This is a genomic window from Acidovorax sp. (assembly GCF_046339755.1).
Lineage (GTDB): Bacteria > Pseudomonadota > Gammaproteobacteria > Burkholderiales > Burkholderiaceae_C > Acidovorax.
The window spans coordinates 21,501-32,540 of record NZ_JBKDTZ010000377.1 but is presented as its reverse complement, the minus strand read 5'-3'; the positions used below and the strand labels follow the sequence as shown (position 1 = coordinate 32,540).

The window sequence follows — 11,040 nt, the reverse complement described above, 5'->3', positions numbered from 1 at the left end:
GGGCACGCCGGCGCTGCGCGAAACCCTGGCCGGCATTTTGCGCAGCCTGAGCGAGATGCACAGCGGCCGCCTGCACCTGCTGCTGTGCGGCGGTGAAGCGCTGGCCGACCTCAAGTACCGCAGCGGCGACATGTCGCTGCTCAACATCGCCCAGGTCAACCACTGGCCCGAGCCCACGCTGGAGGATTTCGCCATCCTCGCGCGCCAGCGCTGGCCCGGCCACGACTGGCCGACGGCCGTGCTCTCGCACCTGCTGGACGCCAGCGGCGGCCACCCCGCGCTGTTCGAGGAAGGACTGCAGTGGCTGGTGGAGCAGGGCATCAACACCACCCAGGCCGCATCGGCCGCGCTGCGCACGCACCTGGCCGGCAGCCCGCGCCTGTGGCAGACCTTTTTGCCGCTGGCGCAGCCGGGTGCGGCCAGCGACCGCCTGCGCAGCCTGCTGCAGGCCGATGACCTGGGCCGCGCGCGCCCCTACCTGCAGGACGACGACCTGCGCCGCCTGTTCTGGGGCAACCTGGTGCACGTGCGCGGCAGCGGCGATGCGGCCCGCCTGCACTGGCGCTGCGACACCGTGCGCCAGGCGGGCCTGATGGTGCTGGACGCGCCCGCCCCATGATCGAGCTGATCAAATCCTGGATGACCTGGCCGGTGGCGCGCGCGCTGCTCATCGCCACGGCCACGCTGTTCATCGCCAGCGCGCTGCTCACGCCACATCTGAACCCGGCCACCCGCGGATCGGTGCGTACCTACGAGGCCATCGGCCCCGTGTGGGGCGAGCTGGTGCAGTGGCGCGTGGCCATGGTGCAGGCCAGCCAGGAGCTGGGCCACTGGCCGCCGGACATCCAGAAGTACGCGCCTCAGATACCCTTTCCCAAGCTGCGCGTCACCTCGCCGGGGCCGCTGCGCCTGCAGGCCGATGTCATCAACGACCCGGCGCTCGGCCACCTGGCCGGCACCCAGGTGCTGCTGCACATGACGCCCGACATGTACCACTGGACCTGCCGTCCCGGCAAGCCGCCCATGCCTGCGGGCGCACTGCCCATCAGCTGCGCCGCCGGCCCCGAGAGCCAGGACGGCAAGGGCGACGACATGGACCCCGAAGCCGTGCGCCAGAGCCGCATCGCCGCGGTGGAAGCGGCCGACCCCTTCGGCTGGCTGCGCAGCCTCATCAAGTGGTGCGCTCTGATCTTCATCGTGGGCGCCGTGGTCTGGGTGCTGCGCCACCCCTTGATCGGCCCGGCGCAGCTGCGCCCCGAGAAACTGCTGCGCACCCCCGTCTCGCGCCTGCCGCGCATCGACCAACTGCTGCGCACCGTGGGCCGGCTGCGCGCCACGCTGGAAGCCGCCGAGATCCGCACGCGCGACTGGCAAAGCGCCGTGCAGTTCGCGCACGACGATGCGGCCGACCAGTCCATGGTGCTGGCCGAGCGCGTGTCCGCCCGCAGCCAGCCCGCGCGCGACTGGGCGCTGCCCGGCGCGGTGTTCGAATGGCAGTTCCCGCCCGACCTGCCGGTCTCGCTCGACCGCTGCCTGCTCTATGTGCCGCAGCCCGGGCTCGACGAAGCCACCGTGCTGCGCCAGTTGCGCGCCGCGCAGACCGGCACCGACGTGCTGCTCATCCTGTGCGACCACGATGCCGAAAACCCCTGGCCCCTGCTGCGCGCCCACACCGACGACGGCGCCAACCTGCACGTGATGGTGGACAGCGCCAGCCAGACCGAGTGGCTGCTGGCGCGCGAACCGCTGCAGGTGCTGCTGCGCCTGCTGGCGGCCCAGTTGCGCGTGACGCGCATCTCGCCCTACCAGACCCGGGGCGGCGTGACGCGCGAAGGCTCCTTCTTCGGGCGCGAACAGCTGCTGGCCCGCGTGGTCAACCGCGAGCCCGCCAACTACCTGGGGGTGGGCGGGCGCCCGCTGGGCACGAGCAGCCTGCTCAAGGCCGTGCAGCGCCGCCTGCAGGGCCACCCGCAGATCGTCTGCCACTACGTCTCGCTGCGCGACCACCGGCTGTCGCCGCGCATGGCGCTGCAGTTCGGCCTGCCGGCCGACACCCCGCTCGAAGCCATCGTGGACCACCTGCAGGCCCAGTACACCGGCAAGCGCCTGTACCTGCTGATCGACGAGGCCGACCTGTTCTTCCGCGACGAGTCCAACAACGGCTACCACCAGCTGTCCACCCTGCGCTCGCTCAGCGAAGAGGGGCGCTGCTGGTTCATGCTGGCCGGCTTCTGGGATTTGTATGCCACGGCGGTGCTCGACTACCAGAGCCCGCTGCGCAACTTCGGCGAGGTGCTGGCCATTGGCGGGCTGGAGCGGCCGGCCTGCAAGGCCCTGGCCACCGAGCCGCTGCGCCGCCTGCGCCAGGGCTTGGGCGGCGATGCGCTGGTCGAGCGCCTGGTGGACGCCAGCGGCCTGCGCGCCAACCTGGTCGCCATCCTCTGCCAGGAATGCCTGGAAGCGCTGCAGCCCGGCGAGCGCGTGATCGAAAAGCGCCACCTCGACCAGGCCCTGGCCTCCCAGCCCGTGCAGGACGCCCTGGCCGGCTGGGGCCGCCTCTCGCCCGATGATGCCGCCTGCCGCCTCGACCGCGTGGTGGTCTACCACGTCGCCCAGCAGGGCGAGACCAGCCTGGTGGCCCTGGCCGGCCTGCTGCAAGGCCATGGCGTGCAGGCCGACGCCCAGGCCCTGCGCCAGTCGCTCGCGCGCCTGCAACTGGCCTGGGTGCTGCGCCGCGACGGGGGCACCTACAGCTTTGCCATCCCGCTCATGACGGCGCAGTTCGAGCCCAGCGAGGTGGAGCTGCTGCTGCACCAGGAACTGGCGGTGATGGCCAGATCCTGACCAAGCCTTCTCTTTTTTTCTGACCTTTCTTTTCCATGGCCACTTCTCTTTCCGCCGCTCTGGACGACGATCTCGGTATCGATGCATGCATTGATGAAATGGAACGCCTGGTCCGCTCTGGCGTGCACCCGGACCGCATCAGCCTGTACCACGATGCGTATGCAGTGCAATGGGCATGCCAGGCCCAATGGGTCTACTACGATGGCCCCGACGCGGCATCCGCCGCCCGGCGCGTCGACGCGCAGTTCGCGTTGCTGCGACTGATGCTGGAGCACGGCGCAAACCCCAACAAGCGCAAGAACCGCAACTCCACCCCTTTGGCCGTGTGTTGCCGGCAGTTCATCTCGTACTTCCAGGAGCGTGCGGTGGAGCGGCTGGCCCTGGTACTGGCGGCGGGCGGCGACCCGCGCCAGACCAAGGACCCCGCCATCTGCATGGCCCTGGGCCTGGGCGAGATGCGGGGGGAGATTTTCGACATGGCGTTCCGTGCCGATGCGCCAGCAGGGCACGCCGACGCCGTTTTCCAGGCCATAGACCTGCTGCTCAAGGCGGGTGCCGACATCGAGGCCATGGACCACCGCCAGATGTACACCCCGCTGCTCATGGCCGCCTTCATGGGCAGCGTGCCCCTGATGCAGTTCCTGAAGGAGCGTGGAGCCAACGTGCACGGCACCAACCCCGATGGCTCTAATGCCTTGATGTACACCGCAGGCGACGTGGATGGCCTTGCCAACAGCCGCGCCGGCTTCTCCACCACCTGGCACCGCAGGGGCGACCCCGTGGCCACCACGCGCCAATTGCTAGCCTGGGGCCTGGACCCCGCCGCCGCCAACGCCCGCGGCCGCACCCCACTGCGCCTGGCCGTGAACGCTGGCAACCTCGACGTGGCAGCCGTCCTGGCCGAGGCGTTGGCCGCCCAGGGCAAGCTGGGGGCGGCCGAGGTGCGCCTGTTCAAGGGCACCGAGTACCAAGCCCGCGTGGCTGCGCTCACCACCAGCGTGCAGCCCAAGAAGCCGGCCAAGCCCAAGAAGCCAATCAAGCCCAAGGCGTCCGAGGATTTAGTCCAGCGCGCCACCTGGGATCGCGCCCTTGCACTGATCGACGGCCCCACCGACTGGCAGCCCAGCCAATACCCCGAATGGCTGCGCACCTGCCTGAAAGAGGTGATAGCGCGCCTGGCATCGGGTGCGGACCCCCGGGTCCCGCCCGATGTGCTGTACCTTGAATACCATGGCCACTTTCGCAGCCTGCGCTGGTCCCGCACCAAGTCCTATGTCAGCCGCAGCGGCGCAGTGGAACTGGAGGCCCAGGTGTTCGATTGGGCAAAGATGTCCGTCAGCTTCTCGCAGGTGGACAACGACAACTGGGTGCTGCGCGAAGCCATCGAGCTGCCCATGGAGCCCCCGGGCACACCGCCCAGCACCGAAGCCCTGTGCGACGCCGTCGGGCAGCTGTGCGCCAGGTACCTCAAGACCGTGGGGTGATGCCAGCCGCCCGGTGACGGGCCTGACAACGCCGCTGTGCATGCGGGCATACTTCGCCTGCCATGTCCTTCCTGACCACCGCCAAAGGCTGGGCGCGCCACACCAAGCGCGACGTCGTTGCCGTCTACTTCGCCGCGCGCGATGCGCGCACCCCCTGGCCGGTGCGCTGCCTGGCCGTTGCCGTCGCGGCCTATGCGCTCAGCCCCATCGACCTGATCCCCGACTTCATCCCCGTGCTCGGCTACCTCGATGACCTGCTCATCGTGCCGCTGGGCCTGCTGCTGGTGGTGCGCCTGCTGCCCGGCCCGGTGCTGCAGGATGCGCGCGACAAGGCCGCTGGCGGGCTGGTGCGCCCCCCCAGCCGCATCGCGGCACTGGTCTTCGTTCTGGTATGGCTCGCCTGCGCGGGGGCGGCTGTCTACTGGTGGGTGCACAGGCCCGTGTGATGGCAGTGGTCGCCGGGGCTGGCAATCCCGTACCATCGCCCGCATGCCGATCCAACTGGAATCCCCCCGCCAAGCCGACGTGGTGCAACTCATCGACGACCTCGACGCTTTTCAAAAGCCCCTGTACCCGCCCGAAAGCCACCATGGCATCGACCTGAACGCGCTCTCGCAACCCAACGTGCTGTTCGCCGTGGCCCGCTCGGAGCAGGGCGTGGCCCTGGGCTGCGGCGCCATGGTGCTGGGCGCCGACTTCGGCGAGGTCAAGCGCATGTACGTGCGCCCCGAGGTCCGCGGCCAGGGCCTGGCGCGTGCGCTGCTGGCCTTTGTCGAAGCCGAGGCCATCGCGCGCGGCTGCACCCGCTTTGCGCTGGAGACCGGTCCCTTGCAACCCGAGGCGCTGGCCCTTTATGCGCGCATGGGCTATGAGGAATGCGGGCCGTTCGGCGACTACGCGCCGGATGTGCACAGCGTGTTCATGCGCAAGCTGGCCGTGGCAACTGCCTGACCGAGTTGGCGGCACCCGGCACCCGAATCGAAGGAGTCCGCATGCTGCCAAGCGCCCAGACGGTCACCACTACACGGCACCACACCTTCTTCTGGCGCCGCCTCTACAGCCCCGGCAGCGATGTCTGCCGCGTCTACCGGCGCGCCGATGGCGGCTGGGACCTGCGCGGCACGGCCGTGTTCCATGACGAAGGGCTGGCCTGCGACCTGGGCTATGAAGTCACCGTCGATGCGCGCTGGGTGACCCAGGCCGCCCATGTGCGAGGCCATTGCGGCGAACGCGCAGTGGACCTGCATTTTCGCGCCGGTACCGACGGGCGCTGGCGGGTGGGGCAGGGCGGTGAAGTCGGGGCCGATAGCGGTGTCTTGGCTGCAAGCTGCCCGGACTTCGACCTGAACTTCAGCCCCGCCACCAACATGATCGCCATCCGCCGCATGGCGCTGCAGGTGGGGCAGCAGGCGCAGGCCCCTGCTGCCTGGCTGTCCTTCCCGGACTTGCGGCTGCAGGAGCTGCCGCAGGTCTACCGGCGGCTCGATGCTGTGCGCTATCAGTACGACGCGCCTACCGTGGGGTACAGCGGGGTGCTCGAAGTGTGCGAGCACGGCGCCGTGGTGCACTACCCGGAATTGTTTGCGCGCTCTGCCTCCTGAGCGCCCGTCGGCCCGCCGGGCCCGCTTGTTTCCTCGACGCAACAGGGCCCCGACTGTGTCACGCACGTGACGCACTCGCCCCCCAAGCTCCCGTGCTTTCCCAACCTCCCGCAGAAAGAAAGACACACAGCATGGGCTTCGCACTCAACACCTCCGCCTGGCGCCGCACGGCCACCGCTTTCGCCCTGGCCGCACTGACGGCCGCCACCCTGGCCGCCTGCGGCGGCAGCGATGACGACAGCACCGGCGAATCCCGCATCGCATCCCTCAAGCTGATCGGCACTGCATCCTTGCCCACCGGCACGATGTTCGAGGGCGTGGAGTTCGGCGGCATCTCGGGGCTGGACCAAGCCACCGACGGCAGCTACTGGGCCATCGCCGACGACCGGGGCGGTGAGCGCGGCACGCCGCGCTTCTACAACCTGAGCATCGATTACGGCGCCACCGGCCCGGTGACGGTCAAGGTCAACCGCCAGACCTATATGCAGCGCGAAGACGGCACCACCTTCCCCGCCAATGCCCGCACGGTGGACCCCGAGGCGATCCGCCTGGCACCCAATGGCAACCTGTACTGGTCGTCCGAAGGCAACTGGGGCACCACGTCAGCCACGCTGTTCCAGCCCTTCCTGCGCGAGATGACGACCGCCGGCAAGTTCGTGCGCGAGTTCAAGACGCCCGCGGCCTACAACTACGTGGACAACAGCACCACGGGCGGGCGCAGCAACAAGCTCTTCGAGGCCCTGACCGTGGCGCCCGACGGCACCGTGTTCGTGGCCAACGAAGACGCCCTGGTGCAGGACGGCCCCATCACCACCATCCAGGCCGGCAGCGTGGTGCGCGTGACTGCCATGGACCCGGCCACGGGTGCCGCCAAGGCGCAGTACGCCTACCAGTTGCCCAAGATCCCGGTGGATGCCCCTGCCGGCGCCCCCTTCGGCCCCGACAACGGCCTGTCGGACATGCTGGCCATCGGCAACAAGAAGTTCATCGCCATCGAACGGGCCTTTGCCTCGGGCATCGGCAACACCATCCGCCTGGTGCTGACCGAGATCACCGACGCCACCACCAACGTGACCAGCATGGCCAGCCTGGCAGGCAATGCCGCCTACACCCCCATGACCCGCAAGCTGCTGCTCGAAATGCCCATCACCTACCAGGGCGTCAAGCTCGACAACATCGAAGCCATCACCTGGGGTAAGACATTGCCCAACGGCCACCGCACCATCGTGCTGGCGGCGGACAACAACTTCACGGCGGATACGCAGGCGAATCAGTTCATGGTGTTTGAAGTGATTCCGGATTGATCCCTAAGGGGCGTGCTGGCTTACGCCGACGCCCTTCACCTCTCAATCATCTCCTGCACCTTGGCCGCCAGCGCCGCCACATCAAACGGCTTGGTAATCACCTCCATCCCAAACGCCAGCAACCCATTTCCCACGGCCGCGTTCTCCGCATACCCGGTGATGAACAGCACCTTCAGGTCCGGCCGCGTCACGCGCCCCGCGTCGGCCACCTGGCGGCCGTTCAGGCCGCCGGGCAGGCCCACGTCGGTGAGCAGCAGGTCGATGCGGCGGTCGGACTGAAGCACGTGCAGGCCGGCGGGGCCGTCGCCCACCGAGATCACGTTGTAGCCCAGGTCCTCCAGCTCTTCGGCGATCAGGCCGCGGATGGTGGCTTCGTCCTCGATGAGCAGCACCACCTCGCCATCGCCACGGTGGTCAAAACTGGGCAGGGCCTCCTGGCCGGCCTGTTCGGCGTCGCCCACGTAGCGCGGCAGGTACAGGCACATGGTGGTGCCCTGGCCGGGCTCGGAGTAGATGCGCACCTGCCCGCCCGACTGGCGCACAAAGCCGTACACCATCGACAAACCCAGCCCCGTGCCCTGGCCCATGGGCTTGGTGGTGAAAAAGGGGTCGAAGGCGCGTGCGATCACCTCGGGCGCCATGCCCACGCCGGTGTCGGTCACGCACAGCGAGATGTACTGGCCCGGGGGCAGCTCGCGCTCGGCGGCGGCGCGGTCGTCCAGCCATTTGTTGGCGGTTTCGATGGTCAGGCGCCCGCCGTTGGGGGCCATGGCGTCGCGCGCGTTGATGCACAGGTTGAGCACGGCGTTCTCGAGCTGCGAGGGGTCCACCTGGGTGAGCCACAGGCCGCCCGCGCCCACCACCTCCACCTCGACGGACGGGCCCACGGTGCGGCGCACCATCTCCTCGATGCCGCCCACCAGGCGGTTCACATCGGTGGGGCGCGGGTCCAGCGTCTGGCGGCGTGAAAACGCCAAGAGGCGCTGGGTGAGCGAAGCCGCGCGCCGCACCGAGCTTTGCGCCATGCCGATGTAGCGTTCGGTGTTGTCGAAGTTGCGCGCGTTCAGGCGTTTTTCCAGCACCTGCAGGCTGGCGCTCATGCCCGCCAGCAGGTTGTTGAAGTCGTGCGCTATGCCGCCCGTGAGCCAATGGCCTCCATCTTCTGCGACTGGCGGAATTTCGCCTCCACCTCCATCAGCTCGTTCGTGCGCTCGGTGACCGTGCGCTCCAGCGACTCGTTCATCTCGCGCAGTTGGGCTTCGTTGCCGCGCAGCTCGCTTTCGGAGCGCGCGCGTTCGGTGGCAGTGCGGGTGCGGCCTGCAATCTCGCGCATGAACTCGCATTCTTCCTGGGTCCACTGGCGCACGTCGCTCTGGTTCACGAAGAGCACGGCCACCAGGCGTTCGTGCTCCACCACGGGGATGTTCATGAAAGCACGCGCACTGCGCGACTCCAGCGCCTGCGCTGCCACCGCAGTACGGGGGTCCGTGCGCACATCGGTTACCCTGACGAGTTCATCCTTCTTAAGGGAGTCGACGAAGGTGCCAAAGTCCCGCAGGCAGAGCTCTCCCTGCAGTGTCGGCACCCCTGGGGCCGTCCAGTCGCACTGCACCCGCAGCATGTCGGTATCGTGGTCCACGCGGCCATAGCCTGCACGGCTCACCTTGAGGGTCTGGCCCAGGATGCGGGCCGCGGCCAGGCTGATGTCGTCCACGTCGGCAAGGCCGCGCAACTGGCTGGTGAACTCGATCAGGGCGTCTCGCTTGGCCTCTGCGGCCACCCGCTCGGTCACGTCCAGGCCTTCCACGAAGATGCCCGTCACCGCGCCGGAGGTGTCGCGGATCGGCTGGTACACGAAGTCCAGGTAGCGCTCGCTCACCGGCTCGCCCGCGTGTTGCTGGATGTCGAAACGCGCACCGAAGGCAGTTGCAGCCCTGCCGCTGGTGTACACGCCATCGAGCATCGCCAAGTAGCCCTGCTCGGCGGCTTCGGGCAGCGCCTCGGCCACGGTGCGGCCCACCAGGGTGCGGTCACCCACCAGCTCCAGGTACTTGGGGTTGGCCAGCTCGATGCGATGGCTGGAACCCTGCAGCAGCACCATGAAGCTGGGCGACTGCTCGAACAGCTGGGCAAAGCGCTCGCGCTCCATCAGCAGGCGCCGGTCGGCCAGCACCTTGTCGGTGGTCTCCACCACCAGGGCCATGGCGCCCACGGGGGTGCCCGCGTCGTCCACCAGAGGCGAGTAGTTCAGGTCCACCCACAGCGGCTTGTAAACGCCGTCACGGTTCAGACTCAGCTCCTGGTCTTCGTAGGTCAGCGTTCCGCCGGCCAGGCAGACCTTGAGCACCCGGTCGTTGAGGTCGGCCGCCTCGGGCCAGGCCTCGCGGATCTTCATGCCCAGAAGGCCCGGGTGGCGCGCGCCCGAGAACCTGGAGTAGGGGTCGTTGTAGATCAGCACGCCCGATTCACCCCACAGCGTGGCAATCGGCATGGGGCAGCGCAGCATGTTGGCCAGCGCCAGCGTAAGGTGGGGGGGCCAGTGCTCCATGGGGCCCAGTTCGGTGGAGGCCCAGTCGAAGCGCGCGATCAATCCGGCCATTTCGCCGCCAGCGGACAGGATGGAAGCTTGGGTAGTCGGTATACCGGAGGACATTGGTGCCTGGTGGTGTGAGCGGGACGTGCCCGGGAACGGCGTTGCGGCACCGCATTTTTCGCACGATGATAAAGACGCCTGTCCAAAGTTCTTGTAGGCGTTCGCCTATGCCCTTCCTGAAAACATACACGGGTTGGCTGCGCGGGCTGGTGCTGGTCACCCCGTGCCCGGCCGCTGCGCCATGACCAGGGTGTACAGCGCCTGCGCCGCCACCGACAGGCTTCGGTCGCGCCGGCGCACCAGGTAGATCTGGCGCAGCAGTCCGGGCAGTGCCAGAGGCCGGGTTACCAGGCCGGGCTGGTTGAAGTGGAACAGCGTGAGCGCCGGTACCACGCTGATGCCCAGGCCAGCGCGCACCATGCCCATCACGCTGGCCAGTTGCTCCAGCTCCATCAGGGTGTGCATGCCCTGGGGGTGGAAGGCCGCCTCCAGGTACTGGCGCACGCTGCTGGTGCGCGCCAGATGAATGAAGGGGTACGCCGCCAGATCGGCCGGGGTGATGGCCTTTTTGCGCCGTGCCAGGGCGTGGTCGGCCGGGCACACCAGGTGGAAGTCGTCGCTGCAAAAGGGCTCGGCCTGCAGCTCGGGCGTGTCGGCGCGGATGGCGGCCAGCGCAAAGTCGGCCTTGCCGCTGGCCACGCGCTCGATGCAGGGCTCCGACAGCACGTCGGCAATGTCGATCTCGATGCCCGGGTAGGCGCTGCGGTAGGCGGCCAGCACCCCGGGCAGCCAGCCCGCAGCCAGGGATGGCAGCAGCGCCACGGCCACGCGCCCGCGCTGCAGGGTGGCGGCATCGCGCACGGCGGCCAGCGCGGCCGTGATCTCGCCGCGGATGCGCCGGGCCGACTCCAGAAAGTTCTGTCCCTCGCCCGTCAGGTCCACATGGCGCGTGCTGCGGTCGAACAGGCGCAGGCCCAGGTCGTCCTCCAGCGCGCGGATGAGGGCGCTGAACGCCGGCTGCGAAAGGTGGCACTGCGCGGCGGCACGCGTGAAGTTGCGCTGCTCGGCCAGGGCCAGGAAGGCATCGAGCTGGCGGGTGGACAAATGGTGATGCGCGCTCATTGATTTGTAAAACGGATGGATTGATACCAACAATCTATTTCACAGAATAACACCGGGTGCCTACATTCGGCCCAGGAGACAAAGACACCTTT

Annotated in this window: 9 protein-coding genes and 1 pseudogene; 7 read left to right on the top strand and 3 right to left on the bottom strand. The window is 68.5% G+C overall.

The genetic code is table 11. The features are described 5' to 3' along the window. The 7 genes and pseudogenes from ACK59X_RS32595 to ACK59X_RS32565 all read left to right on the top strand — a co-directional run. Positions 1-619, top strand: a pseudogene (locus tag ACK59X_RS32595) (hypothetical protein); the annotation flags it as partial. Beyond that, positions 616-2,844, top strand: coding sequence for an ATP-binding protein (locus tag ACK59X_RS32590; protein ID WP_409963293.1), 2,229 nt, complete (start codon positions 616-618; stop codon positions 2,842-2,844). The pseudogene ACK59X_RS32595 and the gene ACK59X_RS32590, both read left to right, overlap by 4 nt. 35 nt (positions 2,845-2,879) lie before the next feature. Then, entirely contained in the window at positions 2,880-4,328 is a 1,449-nt protein-coding gene (locus tag ACK59X_RS32585) for an ankyrin repeat domain-containing protein (RefSeq protein ID WP_409963291.1), read from the top strand. A 62-nt stretch (positions 4,329-4,390) separates the two neighbouring features. Beyond that, positions 4,391-4,774 (top strand): YkvA family protein, encoded by a 384-nt coding sequence (locus ACK59X_RS32580; protein WP_409963290.1) that lies wholly within the window; start codon positions 4,391-4,393, stop codon positions 4,772-4,774. Between the two features lie 43 nt (positions 4,775-4,817). Next, positions 4,818-5,279, top strand: a complete 462-nt coding sequence (locus ACK59X_RS32575; protein WP_409963288.1) for a GNAT family N-acetyltransferase — start codon at positions 4,818-4,820, stop codon at positions 5,277-5,279. A gap of 41 nt (positions 5,280-5,320) precedes the next feature. After that, on the top strand, positions 5,321-5,929 hold the full coding sequence (locus ACK59X_RS32570) for a putative glycolipid-binding domain-containing protein (RefSeq protein ID WP_409963286.1): 609 nt from the start codon (positions 5,321-5,323) through the stop codon (positions 5,927-5,929). Between the two features lie 131 nt (positions 5,930-6,060). Next, entirely contained in the window at positions 6,061-7,233 is a 1,173-nt protein-coding gene (locus tag ACK59X_RS32565; RefSeq protein WP_409963284.1) for an esterase-like activity of phytase family protein, read from the top strand. Positions 7,234-7,268: 35 nt separating this feature from the next. Here ACK59X_RS32565 and ACK59X_RS32560 read toward each other — a convergent pair whose 3' ends face one another. From ACK59X_RS32560 to ACK59X_RS32550, 3 genes are all read right to left on the bottom strand, one after another. Next, on the bottom strand, positions 7,269-8,333 hold the full coding sequence (locus tag ACK59X_RS32560; protein WP_409963282.1) for an ATP-binding protein: 1,065 nt from the start codon (positions 8,331-8,333) through the stop codon (positions 7,269-7,271). A 29-nt stretch (positions 8,334-8,362) separates the two neighbouring features. Beyond that, positions 8,363-9,832: a PAS domain-containing protein gene (locus ACK59X_RS32555; protein WP_409963280.1), complete on the bottom strand. Its 1,470-nt coding sequence runs from the start codon at positions 9,830-9,832 to the stop codon at positions 8,363-8,365. Between the two features lie 210 nt (positions 9,833-10,042). Then, a complete protein-coding gene (locus ACK59X_RS32550; RefSeq protein WP_409963278.1) occupies positions 10,043-10,948 on the bottom strand; it encodes a LysR family transcriptional regulator in 906 nt (301 codons plus the stop codon). Positions 10,949-11,040: the final 92 nt, after the last annotated feature.